Annotated in this window: 22 protein-coding genes, 1 tRNA gene and 2 riboswitches; of the genes, 17 read left to right on the top strand and 6 right to left on the bottom strand. The window is 38.4% G+C overall.

Annotation, left to right across the window (positions count from 1 at the left end; translation table 11 throughout):
• Positions 1-290: 290 nt before the first annotated feature.
• The 9 genes from DYE54_RS05430 to DYE54_RS05390 all read left to right on the top strand — a co-directional run bounded on the left by DYE54_RS05430 (position 291) and on the right by DYE54_RS05390 (position 8,758).
• Positions 291-794, top strand: a complete 504-nt coding sequence (locus DYE54_RS05430) for a GNAT family N-acetyltransferase (protein ID WP_115310285.1) — start codon at positions 291-293, stop codon at positions 792-794.
• Positions 795-867: 73 nt separating this feature from the next.
• The gene (locus DYE54_RS05425; RefSeq protein WP_115310284.1) at positions 868-2,127 is read left to right on the top strand and encodes a nickel-dependent lactate racemase family protein; all 1,260 of its coding nucleotides are present in this window, start codon (positions 868-870) and stop codon (positions 2,125-2,127) included.
• Between the two features lie 239 nt (positions 2,128-2,366).
• A complete protein-coding gene (locus DYE54_RS05420) occupies positions 2,367-2,732 on the top strand; it encodes a MarR family winged helix-turn-helix transcriptional regulator (RefSeq protein ID WP_115310283.1) in 366 nt (121 codons plus the stop codon).
• A gap of 201 nt (positions 2,733-2,933) precedes the next feature.
• On the top strand, positions 2,934-4,040 hold the full coding sequence (locus DYE54_RS05415; protein ID WP_115310282.1) for an NADH-dependent flavin oxidoreductase: 1,107 nt from the start codon (positions 2,934-2,936) through the stop codon (positions 4,038-4,040).
• A 243-nt stretch (positions 4,041-4,283) separates the two neighbouring features.
• Positions 4,284-5,264 (top strand): ABC transporter substrate-binding protein, encoded by a 981-nt coding sequence (locus tag DYE54_RS05410; protein WP_115310281.1) that lies wholly within the window; start codon positions 4,284-4,286, stop codon positions 5,262-5,264.
• A gap of 299 nt (positions 5,265-5,563) precedes the next feature.
• Positions 5,564-6,184 carry a 3'-5' exonuclease gene (locus tag DYE54_RS05405; protein ID WP_115310280.1) on the top strand — a complete coding sequence of 207 codons (621 nt, stop codon included), beginning with the start codon at positions 5,564-5,566 and terminating at the stop codon, positions 6,182-6,184.
• Positions 6,185-6,242: 58 nt separating this feature from the next.
• On the top strand, positions 6,243-6,941 hold the full coding sequence (deoC, locus tag DYE54_RS05400) for a deoxyribose-phosphate aldolase (protein WP_115310279.1): 699 nt from the start codon (positions 6,243-6,245) through the stop codon (positions 6,939-6,941).
• 75 nt (positions 6,942-7,016) lie between these two features.
• Positions 7,017-8,339 (top strand): thymidine phosphorylase, encoded by a 1,323-nt coding sequence (locus tag DYE54_RS05395; protein WP_115310278.1) that lies wholly within the window; start codon positions 7,017-7,019, stop codon positions 8,337-8,339.
• The gene (locus DYE54_RS05390) at positions 8,336-8,758 is read left to right on the top strand and encodes a cytidine deaminase (protein ID WP_422822089.1); all 423 of its coding nucleotides are present in this window, start codon (positions 8,336-8,338) and stop codon (positions 8,756-8,758) included. The genes DYE54_RS05395 and DYE54_RS05390 overlap by 4 nt, the downstream gene beginning before the upstream one ends.
• Before the next feature lie 124 nt (positions 8,759-8,882).
• On the opposite strand, the gene DYE54_RS05385 is transcribed toward DYE54_RS05390, so the two are convergent.
• From DYE54_RS05385 to DYE54_RS05365, 5 genes are all read right to left on the bottom strand, one after another.
• On the bottom strand, positions 8,883-9,713 hold the full coding sequence (locus tag DYE54_RS05385) for a MetQ/NlpA family ABC transporter substrate-binding protein (RefSeq protein WP_115310277.1): 831 nt from the start codon (positions 9,711-9,713) through the stop codon (positions 8,883-8,885).
• 93 nt (positions 9,714-9,806) lie between these two features.
• Positions 9,807-9,897, bottom strand: a riboswitch (SAM riboswitch).
• Positions 9,898-10,020: 123 nt separating this feature from the next.
• A complete protein-coding gene (locus tag DYE54_RS05380) occupies positions 10,021-10,854 on the bottom strand; it encodes a MetQ/NlpA family ABC transporter substrate-binding protein (RefSeq protein ID WP_115310276.1) in 834 nt (277 codons plus the stop codon).
• Positions 10,855-10,993: 139 nt separating this feature from the next.
• Positions 10,994-11,085: riboswitch (SAM riboswitch) on the bottom strand.
• Positions 11,086-11,202: 117 nt separating this feature from the next.
• Positions 11,203-11,293 (bottom strand) — tRNA-Ser (locus tag DYE54_RS05375).
• A gap of 89 nt (positions 11,294-11,382) precedes the next feature.
• Complete coding sequence (locus DYE54_RS05370; protein WP_147285261.1) at positions 11,383-11,832, bottom strand: helix-turn-helix domain-containing protein; 450 nt, start codon at positions 11,830-11,832, stop codon at positions 11,383-11,385.
• A gap of 191 nt (positions 11,833-12,023) precedes the next feature.
• A complete protein-coding gene (locus DYE54_RS05365) occupies positions 12,024-12,818 on the bottom strand; it encodes a carbon-nitrogen family hydrolase (RefSeq protein ID WP_115310274.1) in 795 nt (264 codons plus the stop codon).
• Between the two features lie 216 nt (positions 12,819-13,034).
• Between DYE54_RS05365 and DYE54_RS05360 the strand changes: the two genes are divergently transcribed.
• From DYE54_RS05360 to DYE54_RS05340, 5 genes are all read left to right on the top strand, one after another.
• On the top strand, positions 13,035-13,847 hold the full coding sequence (locus DYE54_RS05360; RefSeq protein ID WP_115310273.1) for a polysaccharide deacetylase family protein: 813 nt from the start codon (positions 13,035-13,037) through the stop codon (positions 13,845-13,847).
• A gap of 19 nt (positions 13,848-13,866) precedes the next feature.
• A complete protein-coding gene (locus DYE54_RS05355) occupies positions 13,867-14,814 on the top strand; it encodes a phosphodiester glycosidase family protein (protein WP_115310272.1) in 948 nt (315 codons plus the stop codon).
• 8 nt (positions 14,815-14,822) lie between these two features.
• Complete coding sequence (locus DYE54_RS05350; RefSeq protein WP_115310271.1) at positions 14,823-15,725, top strand: hypothetical protein; 903 nt, start codon at positions 14,823-14,825, stop codon at positions 15,723-15,725.
• A 111-nt stretch (positions 15,726-15,836) separates the two neighbouring features.
• A complete protein-coding gene (locus tag DYE54_RS05345) occupies positions 15,837-16,157 on the top strand; it encodes a hypothetical protein (protein ID WP_115310270.1) in 321 nt (106 codons plus the stop codon).
• A gap of 233 nt (positions 16,158-16,390) precedes the next feature.
• The gene (locus DYE54_RS05340) at positions 16,391-17,797 is read left to right on the top strand and encodes a pyruvate carboxylase subunit B (protein WP_115310269.1); all 1,407 of its coding nucleotides are present in this window, start codon (positions 16,391-16,393) and stop codon (positions 17,795-17,797) included.
• 237 nt (positions 17,798-18,034) lie between these two features.
• Here DYE54_RS05340 and DYE54_RS05335 read toward each other — a convergent pair whose 3' ends face one another.
• Positions 18,035-18,742, bottom strand: coding sequence for a class I SAM-dependent methyltransferase (locus DYE54_RS05335; protein WP_115310268.1), 708 nt, complete (start codon positions 18,740-18,742; stop codon positions 18,035-18,037).
• A 345-nt stretch (positions 18,743-19,087) separates the two neighbouring features.
• Here DYE54_RS05335 and DYE54_RS05330 point away from each other — a divergent pair, with 345 nt between their 5' ends.
• The 3 genes from DYE54_RS05330 to DYE54_RS05320 all read left to right on the top strand — a co-directional run bounded on the left by DYE54_RS05330 (position 19,088) and on the right by DYE54_RS05320 (position 22,589).
• Positions 19,088-20,056 carry an ABC transporter permease gene (locus DYE54_RS05330; RefSeq protein ID WP_115310267.1) on the top strand — a complete coding sequence of 323 codons (969 nt, stop codon included), beginning with the start codon at positions 19,088-19,090 and terminating at the stop codon, positions 20,054-20,056.
• Entirely contained in the window at positions 20,040-20,903 is an 864-nt protein-coding gene (locus DYE54_RS05325; protein ID WP_115310266.1) for an ABC transporter permease, read from the top strand. Before DYE54_RS05330 ends, DYE54_RS05325 begins: the two co-directional genes overlap by 17 nt.
• A 111-nt stretch (positions 20,904-21,014) precedes the next feature.
• The gene (locus DYE54_RS05320) at positions 21,015-22,589 is read left to right on the top strand and encodes an ABC transporter substrate-binding protein (protein WP_115310265.1); all 1,575 of its coding nucleotides are present in this window, start codon (positions 21,015-21,017) and stop codon (positions 22,587-22,589) included.
• Positions 22,590-22,596 lie beyond the last annotated feature (7 nt).

The following is a 22,596-nucleotide window of genomic DNA, read 5'->3' as shown; positions in this document are numbered from 1 at the left end:
AAAGTAGGGCAAACAATTTGTAGGAGCAGAGCGACGCGCAAATTGTATTGCATCACTTTCTTGCGAAGCGAGTGAAACGAAGCGAAGCATGATAGGTAGTCGCAAAGGATGAAGTATTAGAATTCACAGCTGACGAACAGATAGGGAAGAAAATGTCTTTTTTAGTATATTCGCTTCTACCTATCCGACCAGAAGTTGCTATGCAGAGGGCATACTTTATATGTTATAATTAATATCAACTTTACTGGCATATTTTCTATATATAGCAAATAAGGAGACGTGAGAACCTTATGAGCAATCATATTATAATTCGTCGAGGGAATCGGCAAGATATTCCAATCTTATTAGACATATATAATTACGAAGTAGTTCATGGTGTAGCTACTTTAGATATTCATCCACGGACCATTGAAGAGTGGACAAAATGGTATGAAGCACATAATATAAAAAATCACCCTCTACTTGTAGCTCTCGTGAATGACCATGTAGCTGGTTATGCAACGTTATCTGAATATCGAACAAAAGAAGCCTTTGCTAGTACGGTAGAGCTTTCTATTTATGTAGCTCCGCAATATCGTGGCATAGGTGTAGCCAATCAATTAATGGCTGATATATTGACGATGGCGAAAGAAGATACAACCATCCATTTGGTAGTGTCGGTAATTACAGCTGGCAATGAAGCCAGTGTAGCTTTACATAATAAGTATAATTTTACTTTTTGTGGCACTATTAGAGAAGTGGGCGTTAAGCATGGGCAGTATTTAGATATTGAAAATTATACGTTGCTAGTTTAAACTAAATATATAAGTATTAAAATAAAGTAAGTATAAGTAAGATTTTTGGTAAGTATTCAACGGAGGTTTACTAATGCGCACATATTCATTTCATTATGGGGAGCAGATGATAGATTGTACCTTGGACGAAAGGCGAGTTATTGGCGAATTACATATGGCTGAAACGCCAGTTATTGCCGATCCAGAGAGTGCCATTCGGGAAGCTTTAGAACATCCCATTGATTCTAAACCGTTAAAAGAATTAGTAAAACCAGGTGAAACGGTAGCCATTATTGCAAACGATACTACGCGAATTGCAAATACGCATGTCTTTATGCCTATCATTTTGGATTATCTTAATGAGGCAGGGATTCCTGATGAAAATATTAAAATTGTTTTTGCGTTAGGGACTCATCGTGATATGACTGAAGCTGAAATGATTAGCGAAGTCGGGATGGAGGCAGCTGGTCGTGTGACAATGATAAACTCGACTGCTAAGAAGACTGAAGATTTTAAATATGTAGGAACGACTTCTTTTGGTACAGAAGTTTATTTGAATCGCCATGTAGTTGAGGCTGACCATATTATTTGCACGGGTTCTGTAGTCCATCATTTCTTTGCTGGTTTTGGTGGTGGTCGTAAAGCGATTTTGCCAGGTGTTGCCTCTTATGAAACAATTCGGCAAAATCATAGTTTGATGTTAGATGATAAGGCAACGATTGGTCATTTAGAAGGTAATCCAATATATGATGATCAAATTGAAGGTGTGGCTATGTGTCCGCCAACCTTTTTATTAAATGTAGTATTAAACGGTGAAAAAGAATTTACAGGTGTTTTTGCGGGGCATTATATTACGGCCCATAAGGCTGCTTGTGATTTTGTAAATGCTCAAAATGGTGTAGAAATTGAACGACAGGCACCTATTGTGATTGCTTCTACGGGTGGTTATCCTAAAGATATCAACATCTATCAATCACAAAAAACTATGGATAATGCAGTGCGTGCTGTCAAGCCGGGGGGTGTTGTCATTTTGTTAGCTGAATGTCGTGAAGGCTCAGGATCAGCTATTTTTGATGAAACAGTAAACACCTTTGATTCGATTCAAGCAATCGAAGATTCGGTTCGCCAAGATTTTCAGATTGGTCGTCATAAAGCCTATGCAGTAACTCGTTTGATGAAAAAAGTTGATTTTTATTTGATATCTAGTTTAGATGATGAATATGCTCGTAAAGCCTTTTTTACACCGGTTCATTCTTTAGATGAAGCATTGCGATTGGCAGAGGCTAAATTAGGATCTAATGCTGAAATTTTACTTATGCCACATGGCTCTTATACGGTACCTATCATTAAATAATAAAATAATAATCCTCCTATACGTTGTTTATCTTTAGCGGTAGGAGGATTTTTATTTTAGAGAATGTAAAAAAATAGTTTAAAAGACTTGCATTTTTAAAATTTTCAATGTATACTAAATAAAGTAAATGCATGAGCATGCATTTTGAGGAGATTGATGTAAGAGAAATAACTTAAGCAATAACTTAAGCAATTAAAGATATATAATATAAAAAATTATAAGGTTAGGGAGGTGAAAACATGGCCTATATACAAAATTGGTTGGCCGATTTACGACGAATAAAAGAAATTTCAGAAACATTAGAAAAAGAATTAACGGCGCGTTCTTCGTTAAATTTGAATGGATATTACGTATTATATTTTTTAGCACATAGTGAAGAGAAAAAGTTACGCTTAAATTTATTACAAGAACAAATGGGATTAAGTCAAAGTGCGATGTCTCGCATGATAGTGCGTATGGAAGGTTCCCATTGTGGATCCATTCAACGGGCTAGTTGTGAATGTGATAAACGAGGTGTCTATATAGCTATCACTGAGTGTGGTTTACAGCGCTTAGCGGAAGCTGAACCGATTGTGGAAGAAGTATTACAGCGGTTTTATCAGTAATGTTGGTAATTCCGATCTAGGCAATGATGAGACGTGATCATTGCTTAGGTCGTTTACATATATTTTTTTATTATTAACATGCATGAGCATTCATTCAAAAGAATGTATGAGCATGCATATGAAATAGATAGAGAACATAGCAAATTATTTTAGAAAGCCATGTTTTTTACAATCCCTATTACATAAAGGAGTTTAGAGGCTATGAAACAATTAACAGAACAAGTACGTTTACGCAATGGTGTTATATTGAAAAATCGTTTAGCAATTCCACCAATGACAACTCGTATGAGTTATTATGATGATACAGTAACTGGTGATGAAATTGCTTATTATGGTATGCGGACAGGCGATGCTGGTTTATTTATTACTGGTGTAGCACATATTCAACCGAATGGACGTGGTTGGACAGGTGAGCTTGGTGTATATGATGATAAGTTTTTGCCAGGGCTTAGTAAATTGGCGACGACAATTAAACAGAATGGAACTAAGGCTGTTCTTCAAATTTTCCATGCAGGTCGTATGAGTGATAGTAAAACATTAGAAGGTGAACAACCAGTGGCACCAAGTGCAGTAGCTGCTGAACGCGAAGGTTCCGAAGTGCCACGTGAATTAACAAATACGGAAATTGAGGAGATTATTGAAAACTTTAAAGCGGCTACCGTTCGTGCCATTAAAGCAGGCTTTGATGGTATTGAATTACATGGGGCGAATCACTATTTATTGCATCAATTTTTCTCGCCGCACTCTAATCGTCGTGAAGACCAATGGGGCGGTTCATTAGAGAAACGATATACCTTTATTGAACGTGTGGTCGATGGCGTATTAGGCGTTGTAAAAGAGATGAATGTGCCTGACTTTATTGTAGGGTATCGTTTTTCTCCCCGTGAAGAAACTGATCCTGGTTTTAATTTGGAAGAAACATTATGGCTTGTTGATAAGTTGGCGGATAAAGAACTTGATTATTTGCATATTTCGTTGACTCGTTATGATCGAGCAACTAATATTCAAAAATATGCAGATAAATCTATGTTGCAGTATGTGTATGAAACAATCAATGGTCGTTTACCATTGATTTCTGTTGGTGATATTCATACGCGTGAAGATGTGGCTACGGCGTTGCAATACTCTGATATTGCTGCTATCGGAACCGGTGTTTTAATTGATCCTAAATGGTTCGCTAAAATCTTGGCTGGCCGTGATAGTGAAATTCGTAAAACTTTGAATTTACAAGATAAAGAGTTATTAATGATTTCTAATGGTACGTATGCCTTTATGGAAATGAAGACACCAGAATTACTTGTTAAATAATAAATTTATTTAGTTGTTTTAACACTATAGTATAAATAGTGAATTATAGATTGATAAAGACTGTGTTCTGTGTCCTTGTGAAAGGGGGGATGGCCCAGTAAATTAAAACTTGAAATATATAAAACTTCATAGTATACTATTTTATAAATTTAACTCATGAGAGTTAAATGCTAATCAAGTGGTTTGATTGGTGTGTAGGATGGTAGAAGTTGCCATGGGCAACGCGTAGAGAGGAGTTTTTATATGTTTAAGCGTAGTATGGTAAGCGTATTGGTAGGTCTTTTGAGCCTAGCGCTTTTAGTTGGTGGTTGTGGTTCGAGTAGTTCTAACCAAGAAGGTAAGATTCGAATTGGGATTTTGCAACAAGTAGAACATCCAGCGTTGGATGCCTCTACAGAAGGGTTTAAAGCCGGTTTAGCCGAACGAGGTTATAAAGACGGTGAAAATATTGAATTAGACTTTCAAAATGCCCAAGGTGAGCATTCTAATATGGAAAGCATTACCAATCGATTCGTTTCAGACAAAGACAACCTTATCTATGTGGTAGGAACGGCAGCTTCACAAATTGTGGCGAATGCAACGAAAGATATTCCTATTGTGGGGGCCGCTATTTATGATTACAAAGGGACTGGGTTAGTTCACTCTGTAGAGAAACCAGGAACAAATGTAACGGGCACAACCAATTTTAATCCTGTGCCAAAACAGTTAGATTTAATTTTAAAAGTGTTACCTAATACAAAAGAAGTTGGTGTGATTTATTCTTCAAGCGAAGTGAATGCTCAGATTCAAGTAGCTGCTTTTAAAGAGTATGCTGCCTCGAAAGGAATTCAAGTAGTAGAAGAAACAATTACTAGTGTTAACGATATTCCACAAGTAACGACAAACTTAATCAATAGAGGTGTGAAAGTTATTTACACACCTACGGATAATTTAATTGCTTCGGCGATGCCTAATTTAGTCGCTGTAGCAGAAACCGCTAAAGTACCAGTTTTCGTGTCTGATGGCATGTTGATTGAAAAAGGTGGTTTTATGGGATACACTGTTGATTTTTACCAATTAGGGGTTCAAGCTGGTCATATGGCTGCTGATATTTTGGATGGCAAGTCAAAACCAGAAGATATGCCTGTACAAATGCAAGCGACTATGAAACTGGCAACCAATCCTGATATGGCTAAGAAATTAGGGATTACCATTCCTGATGATGTACCTCAAGAAGCTAAATAATTAGCTCTGTTTTATTTAATATTGCACAGCACCGTAAGGTCGTTAGAAAGTTAAGATTCTATGAAAATCTAGCTTTTAGGCGAACTTACGGTGTTTTTATATGGTAAAAAGATGATAAAAACTATCAGATGGAGTATAATAAATAATAGAAGTTTTCGATATAGTGTGAGTTTTAAAATATCACACATTCGTAATGTATATATGTATAAAGTTGTATAGTTGTAATATTCGTGCTAGCCATATTCTACAATGAGGGAATATATTAGCCATAGAATATATGATAGATAAAGGAGTATAGTATGATTAATTTTGTTGCCATAGATTTTGAAACAGCCAATAAATATGCGAATAGTGCGTGTTCGTTGGCCGTAGTTACGGTGGAAGATGGGCAGATTACGAAACGTGGTTATAGCCTGATTAAGCCTCCATTCATGCAGTTTGATGAAGAGTGTATTGCCATCCACCAGATTCAACCACAAGAAGTTATGGATAAACCCACGTTTGATGTGTTATGGCCGGCTATTTATGAAAATCATTTAAAAGGTAAATTAGTTATTGCTCATAATGCTAAATTTGATATTGGTGTGTTACGAGCTACGTTAGATCATTATAACATTGAGTGGCCTGAACTAGATTTTACTTGTACGGTAAAAATTTCGAAACGAGTTTGGCCAGATTTGCAGAATCATAAACTAAACACGATGGCAGCTTATTTAGGGTATGAATTTAAACATCATTATGCTCTCGATGATGCGGAAATTTGTGCACAAGTGGCTATAGCGGCGGCTAAAAAGCGAGGCGTACAATCCATGGAACAATTGCTAGCTAATATTGGGTTAGCTAAAGAATCATTTATTACAGATGATCGTCGTGAAAAAGTAAAAGAAGAAGCGGCTGGGGAGCAAATGTCTTTTTTCTAGAAATAGGCAAATTTGATAGTGTAAGGTCGCTAGTAATGATGTGTTAAAGGAGTTAGTTATGGATGTAAATCAACAGAAACCGGCTTATACAGGGCGAGAAATTTTGGCTCATGTAGACCATACTTTATTATCACCAACAGCGACTTGGGAAGATATCAAGACACTTGTAGAACAAGCTTTAGCATTTCAGACAGCCTCTGTATGTATTCCACCAACCTATGTAAAACAAGTTAAGGATACCTATGGAAATGATGTTACAATATGTACGGTTATTGGCTTTCCTTTGGGATATATGACAACAGCGGCTAAAGTAGCAGAGGCAAAACAAGCCTTAGCTGAAGGGGCTTGTGAAATTGATATGGTTGTTAATCTAGGTGCGGTTAAAAATGGGCATTATGCAACGATTGTTGAGGAGATAAAAGCCTTGAAAGAAGCCTGTGGTTCGGCGATTTTAAAGGTGATTATTGAAACATGCTATTTATCAGAAGCTGAAAAAGTGGCGCTTTGTCAAGCCGTTACTGATGGTGGTGCTGATTATATAAAAACATCGACTGGATTTGGTACAGCAGGCGCTACATTGGCCGATGTACAGTTATTTAAAACGTATATTGGCCCTGGTGTGAAAATAAAAGCTGCTGGTGGGATTCGTTCTATTGAAGATATGGTAGCATATTTAGCAGCCGGCTGCGAGCGTTTGGGTGCTAGCGCAGCCGTGGGCTTATTAGAAACTCATTTAGATGAAACTTTTTCTTACTAGGTGCAGTAAACGCTTGAGGTATGTAGAGTTACAACAATGCATTGATCGCAAATTGAGAAATGAGGGATACAGCCTATGCATATGAATGAGTTGATATTAAAAAAACGTAATGGAGGCATTCATAGCAATGCAGAACTTACCTATATTGTGAATGAATTTGTTAATGGTTTAATTCCTGATTATCAAATGAGTGCATGGCTCATGGCGGTTTATTTTCAAGGCCTTACAGCGGAAGAAACTGCGAGTTTAACGAAAGCTATGGCGGAATCTGGGGAACAAATTGATTTATCCAGTATTCATGGGATTACGGTGGATAAGCATAGTACAGGTGGTGTAGGCGATAAAACGACGTTTATTATTGCCTCGATTGTAGCTGCTTGTGGTGTACCGGTAGCTAAGATGTCAGGTCGTGGTTTAGGCCATACGGGCGGAACAATTGACAAGCTGGAATCAATCCCCCATGTGAACGTTGCACTTACGAAAGACGAGTTTTTTCAAATTGTTAGAAATGTAGGTGTTGCTGTAACTGGGCAATCGGGTAACTTGGCTCCAGCCGATAAGTTATTATATGCATTGCGCGACGTAACGGGGACAGTCGACAGTATTCCATTGATTGCATCATCTGTGATGAGTAAGAAATTGGCAGCTGGAAGTGAAGCTATTTTACTCGATGTCAAAGTGGGGAGCGGTGCCTTCATGAAAACGTATGAGGACGCTGTTACGTTAGCTGAAACTATGGTTGCTATTGGTACTCATAATGGGCGAAAAACGGTAGCCCTTATTACCGATATGGATCGTCCTTTAGGACAAGCTATTGGGAACGCTATAGAGATTGCAGAAGTGGTTGATACGCTGCAGGGGAAAGGGCCTGAGGACTTAGTTACAGAGTCCTTGGAGTTAGCAACGAATATGTTGTATTTAGGTGGTAAAGGCTCTTATGAAGCCTGTAAATGTTTGGCAAACACTACTTTAGCAAGTGGGGCTGCTTTTACTAAGTTTTGTGAATTAGTGGAAGCACAGGGTGGAGACACTTCTGTATTAACTAAGGCCACTTTTAAAGAGGCGCAGTATAAAGAAGCTGTTTTGGCGCCCGTGTCTGGTTATATTACGCATATGGATGCTGAAATTTGTGGCCGCGCCGCGTTAGCTTTAGGGGCTGGACGCTATACTAAAACAGATGCCATAGATTATAAAGCTGGAATTTGGATGCTGAAAAAGACAGGCGATGAAGTGGTAGCAGGGGAAACAATAGCGTATGTACAAAGTAATACTAAGAGTACTTTAGAGGACGCTAAGGCACGTTATTTGTCGGCCTTGTCCTTTGGCGCAGCGGAACCTAGTAAGCAGCCATTAGTATGGGCCCGCGTTACTGAAGAAGGAACGGAGGCGTATATATGAGCCAATATATTTCGTTAAATATGAGTTCGTTTGATGAGTATAGAAGTCTGATTGGGGCGGCCTATGAGGCTAAACAGAATTCCTATAGTCCATACTCCAAGTTTGCTGTGGGGGCGGCGGTGCTTTGTGAGGATGAGACTATTTTCACCGGTTGTAATATAGAAAATGCCTCTTATGGCCTTACTAATTGTGCTGAACGGGTGGCGATTCAATCAGCGGTAGCTACTGGACATCAGACTTTTCAGGCTATTGCTATTGTAGGAGATTCAAAAGGGCCTTGTATGCCTTGTGGTGCCTGTCGCCAAGTATTAGTTGAATTTAAGGTACCCTTAATTATTTTAGAACAGAGTGAAACGGAATTAGTCGTTTATGAATTAGCTGAATTATTACCTCAGAGTTTTAGTGCTGACAATTTATAACATAAAAAAGCGAGTTATTCGAAGAACACAGGGCGTGTCTTTTGAGTAACTCGCTTTTGATTATATAACTAAGTTAACTATGTAACTAAGTTGCGTTTTATGAGGGCTATGCTAGATTTCTTGCCTAGAAGGCTGCTAAAATAGCACCTTTGTATTTGTCTTCAATGAATTTTTTCACTTCTGGCGATTGAAGTGCTTTCATTAATTTTTGAATTTCAGGACGATTTTCATCCCCTTTGCGAACTGTTACGATATTAGCATATGGGGAATCTTTATCTTCTAAGAATAAAGCATCTTTCACTGGATTCAAACCAGCTTCTAAGGCAAAATTAGTATTGATAACGGCTAAAGCTACATCATCTAAACTACGAGGCAACTGAGCCGCTTCTAATTCTACAAATTCAAGATTTTTTGGGTTGTTAACAATGTCTGTTTTGGTTGCATAAATATTGTTAGGATCTTTTAAGGTAATTAAGCCTGCTTTTTCTAATAGAAGAAGGGCACGACCGCTATTACTTGGATCATTTGGAATGGCAATTTTAGAGCCGTTTGGCAATACAGAATCTAAGTTTTTATCTGTAATTGTTTTAGAGTAAATCCCCATTGGTTCGATATGCACTTTACCAGCTGATACTAATTCCATGCTATGTTCACTAGCAAATTTATCCATGTATGGTACATGTTGGAAGAAGTTAGCATCTAATTCTTTGTCATTTAACGCTAGGTTAGGTTTTACATAATCAGTAAATTCAATAATTTTTAAGTCAATGCCTTCTTTTTCTAATAAAGGTTTAGCTTGTTCCAAAATTTCACCATGTGGTACTGGTGAGGCACCGACTGTAATTGTTACTTTGTTGCTGCTACCAGTGGCAGTATTTGTGTCGCTACCGCAACCAGCAAGTAATAAGGCGCTACCAAGAATTGCAGTAGCTGCTAGGGATAAAATTTTTTTCATACTATACCTCCTCGGGCTTACAATAATTAAGAAACATTAGCTGAGTGAATAAAAAAAGATGGCTTCGTAGTACCGAGCCATCATTGCTTACGCCTTGTATCTCTCGGTATATACCGCAGGAATTAGCACCATCGAATGGTTGCCGGATTTCATAGGGCCAGTCCCTCCATCACTCTTGATAACGTTTCATATATAATTCTTTGGTTAGTATATCATGAGAGGACAAATTTGTAAAGCAAAAAGAAACAGGCCCTGCGTGCAGAGCCTGTTAGGTATTTGGTGTATGAACTACTTTGTTATATAGCGCTTAGAATGCTGGCAAAATAGAACCTTGATATTTATCTTCAATGAATTTTTTAATTTCTGGAGATTGTAGTGCTTTAACTAACTTTTGAATTTCAGGACGATTTTCATCACCAGGACGAACTGCAATTAAGTTGGCATACGGTGAGTTTTTATCATCTAAGAATAAAGCATCTTTAACGGGATTTAATTGAGCCCCTAGTGCATAATTGGCGTTGATAACAGCAATATCTACATCATCGAGGCTACGTGGTGTTTGTGCTGCTTCTAATTCAATAATATCTAAATTTTTAGGATTAGCGGCAATATCAATTTTAGTGGAATAAATATTGTTAGGCTCTTTTAAGGTGATTAGACCTGCTTGTTGTAATAGGAGTAATGCTCGTCCTGTATTAGTAGGGTCATTGGGAATTGCTACTTTGGCACCATTTGGAATAGCGTTTTGTAAATCTTTATCTTTGATTTTATTAGAATAAATTCCCATTGGTTCAATATGAACAGTACCAGCTGAAACGAATTTCATATTATGTTCTTCTTCAAATTTTTTCATATATGGAACGTGCTGATAGAAGTTAGCGTCCAACTCTTTGTCATTTAATGCTAAGTTAGGTTTAATATAGTCGCTAAATTCAATGATTTTAAGCTCTACACCTTCCTTAGCTAATTTGTCTTTCACTTGTTCTAGAATTTCAGCATGGGGAACTGGTGAAGCACCTACTGTTAATGTTACCTTTTTGTCAGAACTAGTTGCTGCATTGCCTTGATCATTGCCACAACCTGCTAGTAGTAGAGCGCTGCCTAATACAAATGTAGCAGCTACAGATAAAAATTTCTTCATAGATGAAGCCCTCCTTTTGTCTCAAATAAACTCTCTCAAATAGAAATTTAGGACTACTTTTATATCCCCATACAAAAGTAGTATAGCGCGGTGAGTAATAAAAAAACGATGCCCTCGGCTTGCCGAGTCATCGCTACATTTGTTATCTCTCGGTATATGCCGCAGGAATTAGCACCATCGAATGGTTGCCGGATTTCATAGGGCCAGTCCCTCCATCACTCTAGATAATATCGCTATTAAAATTTCTTTGCTGATTATAGCATGAAGAAATCACACTTGTAAAGTAGGAAAATAAAATTAAAAAAAGCACATTCGAAAGCGGTATAGCTTTTGAATGTGCTTTTTTTATGGCGGAGAGAGAGGGATTTGAACCCTCGGTACGGTATTACCGCACACATGATTTCCAATCATGCTCCTTAAGCCGCTCGGACACCTCTCCATATATTACTTTGTGTAACGTACTTTACTATTATAGAAGAAAGTAAAAATCTTGTCAATCCATAAAAATAAAATTTTTTGAAGTAGTTCTTAGCAATATTTATGGAGTTCTTCCCGATAATGAGCAATGGTAATTTCATCTTTTGTATAAGTAAAAAGTTGTCCTAGAGAAATATCAAACACTTCTGTAATTCTTAGTAAAATATCTAAAGTAACGCCTTCTATATGATAGCCACGTTCTAAGCGAGAAATGTAACTAGTGCTAATACCAGCTGCTTGAGCTAAATCTTTTTGATACCAGCCTTTTTCTTTCCGCAAATGGGCGATTTTACAGCCTAGACAATTATATAAAGTTTGACCTTGTGGTGGGCCGTCTATATGGGCCGATGGGAATATGGGGTTTAGAAACGCAGCCAGTGCTAAGGCGGATTTAGAGCCTCTTTTTAAGTTGAATTTTGGGTGCCGTGTAAAATTACTTATATTAGTAGAATTAGTTTTCTTTGGAGTAGTCATAGATAATTTTTCGTGTATTGTTGACACCACATACGCCTCCTCTGTGTGGTAATAAGGATTAATTAAATAAACAACTATATATTACTCCTAAAAACATATATTGTCTAATGATTTGAAATTAAAATATGAAAAAACTATACCTAATTAACAAAAAACGTTCATTTTTTACTGGATTACACTGTAAAAATGAACGCTTTGATAAGTCTGTTTATATTATTTTAGTCCAAATGATACATATTTGGTTTTCGATCTCTAAATACATTGATTTTACGGCGAATTTCTTCCGTAACACTTAAATCAATGGTGCCGATAGCGATTTCTTCTGTATCACCTAAGTGTAATAATTCGTCGCCCCAAGGATCAAGCAATAAGGAATTGCCGGCACATTTTACCTTGCCAATATAGCCACAGGCATTAACGGCACAGAGGAACATTTGGTTTTCGATGGCGCGAGCGGTATTTAAAATTTCCCAGTGGCGTTGACGCATAGTTGGCCACTGAGCAGGTACGAAGAATAAATCAACACCTTGTAAAGTGGTGGTGCGAATGATTTCAGGAAAACGAATATCATAGCAAGTTACACTGGAGCAAGGAATATCATCTAAGAAGAAACGGTGAGTATGTTCGCCACCTTGGAAAAATTTATCCTCTTTAGCCGGTGTAAAACTATGAATTTTATCATATTGCGAGATAATGTGGCCTTCTCGATTGATAATATAGGACGTATTGTATACCTTGCCTTCCCGTAAAGTAGCTACTGAACCACCTACGATGTTTACATTGTGTTTATGAGCTAGTTGGCTGAGTATCGTTTGTGTTCGTTCGCCATCTTTGTCCGCTTCTGTTGGTAGTTGGTTCGTAGGATAGAAACCTGTGTTCCATGTTTCTGGTAATACCATAATGTCCGGTTGTTCTTTGGCGGCTGTGTTTATTAATTCTTCTACATGATTATAGTTGCGATTCACATCGCCCACGGCTACATCCATTTGTAATAAAGCGATTTTCTTTTTCATCTATGATACAAAGTCCTTTCTAACAGTTAGGTTAATCCCTTTGTGGCTAATTAACTAGTTATTATATGCTATATGGTTATATATATTATACAAATTACAGTACTAGTATAGGGGGAGATTTGAAAAGCTGTCAATAGGCATGGTCTGATTGTTTGTGATATAATATACGTTGTATAACTATTTTTAAAAACAATAGAATAAAATGGGAGGCAATTTATGAAACGTTTCATAGTAGTCTTTGCTTTGCTAGCGGGCCTATTGATGATATTAGCCGGTTGTATGTCTGAAACAAAAGAGGCAACGGTTAGTGAGGCTAACACTCAACCAGAAGCAGTGACTAAAACGGTGGCTACAGCTGTACCAGAGGGAATTCCGGTGCTTATGTATCACAAAATTGGGCCTGATGAAGATAATGATGCGGTCATTCGTGAAGACTTATTTAGAGCGCAGATGAAACTTTTACATGATAAGGGTTTTAATCCTATTACGATGGAGCAATTGAATGAATATGTTCGCCATGGAACGGCCGTACCGGTGAAGCCAGTAGTGTTAACCTTTGATGATGGCTATGCTGATACCTATAGCATTGTATATCCAGTGTTAAAAGAGTATGGTTTTGCTGCGACTGTGTATGTGAACCCTGGTGATGTAGGTACTCGTTTAACTTGGGAACAAATTAAAGAGATGAAAGACGGTGGCGTCACAATTGCTAGTCATGGGTATGATCATGTACGAATGAATGAATTATCTAATAGCGATCAATTAGCGAATATTGTGAAAGCACAGCTGGCGTTAAAGGAAAAATTAGACATTGATAATCAGTGGTTTTGTTATCCCTATGGCCGTGAAAATGAATACTCACAAAAAGCAGCGGCTGATAATGGCATTCTCTTAGCAGTTACAATGAATCCAGGCTGGGTTCATAAAGGTGATAATCCATATGCGTTGCATCGTATTTGGATTGGTAATGCAGTAGATTTAGCTCATTTTGAAGAGCGCATAACCACAGAAGATTATGCTGATTTATAAGGACAGATAGGAGTTAAGGATGAAACGATTTTTTAGTAAAGGGTGGGTAAAATTTATTCTTGTCATGTTTATTTTTACCATGGTTACTTCGCCTATCGTAGTACTATTTGGCCCTTTTGATAATCTGAAACGTACTGTTGTGGGGGCGATAATGCGTTCGCGTCATCCACATTACATTACTTGGTTATTTAATCAGGATGAGATTAATATGATTCTAGGCACAGTCAGCACAGTGCGGAGTCAGGATTTGTTTAAGTTTAAAGCGCGTGAAGATACAACACTTAAAATGCATAAAATTGAATCGACTCGTTATGTAGGCTATGTACTAGAAATTCCTGATCCTCGGCGCGTAAAAGTAGCAACGGCCAGAAATATTGAGGAAAAAGGGGAAACGGTAAGTAATATTGCCAAAGATAATGATGCCGTAGCGGCTATAAATGCTGGTGGTTTCCATGACCCTAACGGGACGGGAACGGGACGTTTACCTTATGGCTTTATTATGCAAGAAGGCAACTATGTAATAGGTAAAGATGTAGGCCCTGATGAAGCCGTTGATTTTGTAGGTTTTACTAAGGAAGGCAATTTAATTGCTGGTACGTATAATAAAACTGAATTGTCTGATATGAATGCAGCTGAAGGGATTACCTTTGGACCACCATTAATTGTAGATGGTAAAAAGATGATTACTGATGGCGATGGTGGCTGGGGTATTGGTCCGAGAACGGCCATTGGTCAGCGTAAAGATGGTACCGTTATTTTTGTTGTTATCGATGGGCGTCAACCAGGCTATTCAACAGGCGCTACATTACGTGATGTACAAGATGTATTGTTTGAAGAAGGTGCCTATATTGCAGCTAACTTAGATGGTGGTTCGAGTACAACGCTATATTACAATGGTAAGGTTGTTAATAAACCAGCCGATTTATTAGGTGAGCGGATGATTCCTACCGCCTTTATTGTGAAATAGGAGGACCCATGGCATCGTTTGGTAAAATTATGAGCGCCTTTGTCTTGGGGCTAGCATTACAAGGCGGCATTTATTATTATTTAGATCAAATTTATTTTGCGCCAACTACTGATTTTGAAGTGACAGCCAGTGATGGTCAAGAGAAAGATGGCAATTTCCCTGATGTAGGGGAAGGCAATAAATATTATTCACAAGGGCATAAATATATGGCCGTAGTGACACAAGATTCAGTCAAGGTGTATACATCTGGTGAAAAGACGCCTACTGATATCGATTTAAAAGGGCGACAAGTTAGTTATTTTGAGTGGTTGCCTGATCGTGACCTAGCAATTATGGGGTTATATGGGGGCGTTGAAGATAATGTAGTTCTTGCTCGTTTTGACCCTGAAAGTCCAGAACACGAAGTTGATACGACAATGCAAGATTTACCATCGGATAGTAAAATTGTGGATGCAGCGTTTTCTACGGCTACGAATGTCGTGTATATGAAAATTAAGGTTGCTGAAAATGCATATCGTATTTATCGGACTGATGCAAACTATGACACTCGTCGGGTATATATGCAGGCCTCTAATATCGGTCGTATTGCGGTTTTCTATGATGAAGATATCTTTTTCTATGACAATGTTAGAACGGGCGATGTGTTCATGTTTGACGGTACTGAAGGGGGCTGGCGCGTTATTAATCCAGCTGGTCGCTATCGTTTAATTGGTGTTGATAAAGATAAAGATATTTATATTGCTAAAGTTGATGAAGACGATAAAGCTTTATCGGTATTGCAAGGGCGTTTAGGCGTTGGCTTTGAAACAGTGGATACTTTTAGTGAGCCACAAGAATTAAAAGATATTACGGTTGCATCTATAGAAAAAATGATAACTGATAAACGTTCTAGTGATAACAAAAAACAATAAATGACGCATAAACAGACTTTTGATTTCAATTATGAGGTTTATGCATAGGTAAGTGAAAAGGTCTGCTGTAGCAGGCCTTTTCTTGATTATATGAGCTTTGAGGAGGCAATTATGGCTAAGTTTAAAATTAAAAAGGGTCTTAGTGACGCAGAGATGTTTAAGAATGTAGTAGAAGAAGAAACATTTGAAACGGCAATGCGCAAAGGTGAGGCAGAAAGTAAGCGTCCTGCACCGCTACGAAAGTCTTCTAGTAACAGTCAGGAAGCCTTTTATCGTGAGTTTCTAACTGAGAAAGTTGAGACTCAAATAGGTAAACTTTTATTAGATATTAAGATGGAATATTTTAAGGATGGTGTGGGAGATTTTTCGATACAGGTGAAAAAAGATGGGCGAAATATTGTCATCGAAACAGCACCTAAAAAAATTAAATAATTTGTTGACCTATATATTTATGAGTAATCCGTATTGTAAATATGTTGACAAAGAAACTCTTTAGTAGTCTAATAGATATGTGAGATGAATCCCTTTTTATCAAAGTATTATAGATAGAAAGGATTCGTTATAAGCGTAATTTAAAAAAGAAATGGATTGTTAATCTGTAAAATGTGGAAGGTTTTATAGAGCGAAAGGATACAATTCATCTCGACAGTGAAGGAGAAGGAGTTATGAAAGCGAAAAAACTAAGAATCATGGAAACCGTCCTCCGCGATGGTCATCAGTCCGTCTTGGCAACTCGTATGCGTACGAGCCAAATGTTGCCAGTACTAGAAAAATTGGACGGTGTTGGTTATGAAGCATTGGAATGCTGGGGCGGTGCTACATTTGATAGCTGTCTTCGTTTCTTGGACGAAGATCCATGGCAACGTCTTCGCACGTTAAAAGCTCATCTTAAAAACACTCCATTACAGATGTTGTTACGTGGCCAGAACTTATTGGGCTACAAACATTATGCTGATGATGTAGTAGAAGCATTTGTTAAAAAAGCTAAAGAAAACGGTATTGATCGTATTCGTATTTTCGATGCATTGAATGACCCACGCAACATGGAAGCCGCTATTAAAGCTGGTAAAAAATGTGGCGTTCATGTACAAGGTACTATGGTTTACACTATTAGCCCTGTACACACTAATGAAATGTTCGTAAAAGTAGCTGAAGAATTAAAAGATATGGGTATGGATTCCTTATGTATCAAAGATATGTCTGGTTTATTAGCTCCATACGATGCTGTATCCTTGATTCAAGACCTTAAAAAACGTCTTGGCGATGACATGATGATTGACTTACATAGCCATTTCACTTGTGGTCTTGCTAGTGCTACTTACTTAAAAGCTGTTGAAGCTGGCGTTGACGTAATCGATACGGCTCTTAGCCCATTCGGTCATGCTACTTCTCAACCTGCTACTGAAAGTATCGTTGAAATGTTCCGCGGTACTGAATATGATCCAGGTTTGGATTTAGCTACTCTTCGTGAATTAGCTGAATACTTCCGTGGCGTTCGTAAAGAAATTGCTGATGAATTTGGTATTACACCAGCTCATGAAGTATTGCCAGAAGTTCGTCATTATCAGATTCCTGGTGGTATGTTGTCCAATACTCAGAACCAACTTCGTGAAATGGGTATGTCCGACAAATTCTTTGATGTTATGAACGAAATGCCTAAAGTTCGTGCTGATCTTGGTTACCCTCCATTGGTAACACCTACTAGCCAAATCGTTGGTACTATGGCTATGATGAACGTTAACTTCATGGCAAACGGAATGGAACGTTATCAAATGACTCCTAGCGAAGTTAAAGACTTAGTTCGTGGTAAATATGGTCGTTTACCAGCTCCTATTAGCGATGATATTCGTAAGAAAATCATCGGTGATGAAGAACCTATCACTTGCCGTCCAGCAGACCTTATCAAACCTGAATTGGAAATGTATCGTCAGAAATTATCCGAATTGGGTTACCAAGGTTTCACTGATGAAGACGTATTGTCTTATGCTATGTTCCCAGAAGTATCCTTACAGTTCTTCGAAAAACACAGCAAACAAGTTATTCTTAAAGAAATTGATCTTCCACGTGAATAATTTGTTATATCCAGTTAGTCTGGGTATTTAAATTTAGAATTATAAAAGAGCGTTGTCAACTCGAAAACCTGCGTTCGTAAGAACGCCTTTTCCCTCCCGTAAAATATAGTTAGTCTTTTTAAACGGGCTGAAGGTAAAATAAAAGAGAAACACCGATGAAGAAAACCATTGTTCGTAAGAACGCCGGTTTTCGAATCGGTGTTTCTCTTTTATTACATTAAGATTAAAAAGACTGACTTATTTTACAACTCTAATCATGAATATCTTAATTTCTTCATACTGCAAGGTGTCGTCTTTTTGGACGTCTTGTCTTACATCGTCAATGACACTTACATCTTTGGCGCCTAGTTCCTTAAAAATGGATATATCCCAAGCAGGCCGTGTTTCCTGACTGATAGCTAAACTATCTTTTATGGCTGTACACTCATCTAACAAAGTTGTATCAATTTGAGCATGAACACGCCCTTCGTTGCGAGTGAAGTGTGTTTTACCATAGTCAGAATCAAAGTTAAGAATGACACCATTTGGTTTTAAGACTCGAAGCCATTCGGTATAGGCTGCTTTAGGATCTGGTAAAGTCCAGGTTAAATTGCGACTTAAAACCGCATCAAAGGTTTCATTTTCAAAGGTTAAATTTGTGGCATCCATTTTTTCAAAGGTGGCTGTACTATGGAAATTAGCTGCATTACAGCGAGCATGCTGTACCATTTGTTGTGACATATCAATACCAGTTACAGTATGACCGTGACGGCAGAGTAAAAATGTAAAAAAGCCAGTACCAGTTCCTACATCTAAGATTCGTAGTGGGAGATTAAGTGGCACATGCTTAGCTAATAAACTATGCCATGCTATAGCATTAGGGCTTTTTAATTCTTGAAGACGCAGTTTATTGAAGGCATCGCTGCGAGTATCCCAATAAGATTCAATTCGTTCCGATATATTCATAACAGACTCCTGTTTATACTTGTAGTGTAGGGTGCTACAATAATTTTTTATAGCGTATTTAATATAGCGGAGAGATTTATTAAATAGCTTTGGATAGATTTGTATATTTTGTATATTGTAGTGATTTACTATATAGATTAATATATTATAGATTGTAAGTAATTATAGTATGCAATCGTCACTTTAGTAGTATAGAGAAATTTTTATGATTTCGTAAGCGGGGGTGGGGGTTATTTTTCAAATATCTATCCCCCTAGGTGGCTTTTCAAGATGCTTTGAGATAGGTACACTAAAATAAGCAGATTAATGAGTTTAACGGAGTTTTTAGCATAGAGAGGTGACCCTATGAGACAGAATAAACCTTGGTACCAACATATAGGGCAGTGGCCTATATGGCGCGGTATTCTAGTGTTATGGGGTGTAGCGACACTGACTTTTTTATTGATGCATGCAACGCAGGATGATGTAGTAGATATGGTTTTTTCACAACAACAAAGTGTTAGTTTAACGATGCAAGCAGAAAAGAGAGCTGAGTTGGGGCTAGATGCGTCATTAGGGGTGCAGTATATTTGTTGGTGGTCGCAATTGTTACAAGGAAATTTAGGACAGTCTTTTGTAACAGGGCAATCAGTAGCTCAAATTATAAGTGATAAGTTATTGGCTACGATTGTATTAATGGGGAGTGCTATAGGTATTACCTTACTTATTTCAGTACCAGCAGGGTTGTGGAGTGCGTGTAAATCCGGTCATTGGTCAGATCGATTAATACGAGGTCTGGCAATATTTGGTAATACGATGCCTAATTTCTTTACGGCTTTATTGCTTTTATATGTAGTGGCTTTGCAGTGGGATTTGTTACCGGTAGTTTCACGCTCGACAGATTGGCGAAGTATTATTTTACCAACTATGACATTGGTATGGTCTATGAGTGCTAAGTATACACAACAAGTTCGGGCCTTAGCATTAGATGAATTGCAAAAACCGTATATAATGGGATTGCGTAGTCGAGGCTTAAGTTGGTTAATGATTATGGGGCGCTATGTCAGTATAGCGATTGCCCCCCAAGTTTTAACATTAGTGGCCTTAAGTTGTGGTTCTTTACTCGGTGGCGTTACGATTGTGGAATCTATTTTTATGTGGGATGGCATTGGTAAAATGGCCTTCGATGCGATTACTACGCGTGATTATCCTGTTTTACAAGCCTATGTACTTTGGGTATCTTTATTTTATGTAGTATTGAATTATAGTGTAGATCGTTGGCAACAACATTGGCATCATCAAGTGTTTGGAGGGCGTAATGAGGAAACTTGGTAGTGATAGCACTTTAGCTAAGCGCTATTATCTAGGGGGACAAACTTGTCGATGGGTGGCTCAGATATGGTCTTTAATTTGGCCAGGCGTGTTACTCGTGGCGGTTCTTAGTATAGGCCCTATTATATGGCCGGAAGATCCTTATGATCAAGTGCTGAGTCAAGCTTTAGAAGGACCTAGTAGTGTACATTGGCTAGGTACCGATCAATATGGACGCGATGTACTAGCCCGTATATTAATTGGGGGACACTTAACGGTAGGGATAACCTTATGCATAACATTTGTTATATGCATAGTGGGCACTTTATTAGGACTTTGGAGTGCTTTACGGCAAAATTGGTTCAGTCGTGTTATTCTAGCTGTTACTGATGTGGCAATGTCTTTGCCAGCATTGGTCTTTGCAATTGCATTAGCCGCTATGCTAGGGGGCGGGATGAAACAGGCTGCAGTGGCTTTAATGTGCGTACTTTGGCCTAAATATGCTCGATTAGCACGGAGTTTGACTTTACAAATTAGCAAGGCACCGTATATTCAACTTGCTAGATTACAAGGACAGCAGGAACACGGTATCATAGTGCATCATATAGTCCCTAATATTATCGGTCCTATTATAGTAACGGCTGTTCTTGATATGGGGGTTGTACTTATGGAATTGGCAGGTCTTTCCTTTTTAGGGTTAGGCGCTACGCCGCCATTAGCTGAATGGGGTAGCATGCTTAGTTTAAATCGATCTTTATTGCAAACGGCGCCATGGCTTATGTGGGGACCAGGTGTTGCCATTATTTTAGCCGTCAGCTCTTTTCACTATATGGGGGAACGTATGCGGCAACTATTAATGAAGGTCAATTGATGTAATTTTAAATAGATTATACGATTTTGGATATTGTGGCATGGTAATTTTAGACATTGTGGTGTGGTGATGTTTAATAAGCCGTGATTGTGTGAAAGCGAGGTTAGCAGTATGTTTAGATACAATCAGCAAAAGGATATATCGTCTAGTTGGTGGCGACGTGTTGGTGTTGTTAGTATGCTCTTAATAAGTCTGTTTGTATTAGCAGGCTGTGGCTCCTCGGATGCACCAAAAGGGAAAATATTACATTATGGCACTACAGCCTATGGACCTGCTATGGAGAATGCCGGTTTAAATCCTCATGTGTCGTATCAAGGGTGGAGTGCTGTTCGCTATGGCGTTGGTGAAACCTTGGTTCGTTTTACTGAAACGATGGAGGTAGCACCCTGGTTAGCCGATTCTTGGCAAATGATAGATGATCATACCGTGCGATTTCATATTCGTGATGGCGTAATATTTTCTAATGGCAAGCCACTTACGGCAGAGCTAGTAAAGACAAATTTAGAAGAGTTAGTGCGAGAGCATGACAGAGCACCAAAGGATTTGAAGCTTGAAGCTATTACGGTAGAGGGACCGTATATAACAATTCAATCGGCGAATCCTGTTACGGTATTATTAACATTTCTAGCCGATCCGTATAGTGCCATTGTTGATTTAAGTGATGGAGCCCCTAACGGCTTAGTTGTGGGGACAGGTCCTTTTAAAGCAACCAAAGTGAGTGAAACGGGCGTTAGTTTGGTCCGCAATGATTCGTATTGGGGTGGCGCGCCTAAATTAGATGGGGTAGAAGTGCTACGCATTACCGATGGAGACACGTTGACAATGGCTTTGCAAAAGGGGGATATAGAAGTCGCTCAAGGGTTACCATATAGCAGTTTAAATTTGTTTTCAGATACGCAAGCGTTTTCGATTAGTTCAGCCGCAACTTCAAGAGTGTATCAAGTGGCGTTTAATTTTATGAGTCCGGCTGTGCAAGATAAACGAGTTCGTGAAGCGGTTGCTAGTGCTATTGATAAAGGACAATTTGCTTCTGTATTATTAAATGGCTATGGTGTGCCCGCAGTAGGTCCATTTCCAAGTACTACTAAATTAGGGCAAATGGAGTTAATAGGGCCTCGTTATGATGAGGCTAAGGCGAAAGCTTTATTAGCAGAGGCGGGGTATCGCGATACTGATGGCGATGGCTATGTAGATAAAGGTGGTCAACCTTTAACGATTCGTTGGCTGACGTATACATCTCGCCAAGAATTACCTTTATTAGCGGAATCAGCACAAGCCACGCTAAAGAAAATTGGAATTAAAGTGGTTGTAAATGCGACTGATGCGTATCAAAGTGTATTAAAACAAGGTGATTTTGATGTCTTTGCAAAAGCTTTTGTCACAGCACCCACAGGTGATGGAACGTATTATTTTAAAACGAATATACTTTCTGAAGCCGTGGATAATGTAGGACAATATAAAAGCCCGCAGATTGAACATTTAATGGCAGACTTAGAGGCTACTGTAGCCCCCGAAGCACGACACTCTTTGCTTCAGCAAATGGTGCAACAAGTGTTAGCTGATGAGGCGGTGATATATGTGGCTCATTTAAAAATGAATTTAGTCATGACAGAAAAAGTAATTAATTTTAAAGCCTATCCAACTGATTATTATGAAATAACTAAGGATGTGGACATAGAACCTTAAAGGGGTG

The organism is Veillonella criceti, from assembly GCF_900460315.1.
GTDB classification, from domain to species: Bacteria; Bacillota; Negativicutes; order Veillonellales; family Veillonellaceae; genus Veillonella_A; species Veillonella_A criceti.
Note: the sequence above shows the minus strand (reverse complement) of the source record. Positions and strands in the feature narration are given on the sequence as shown.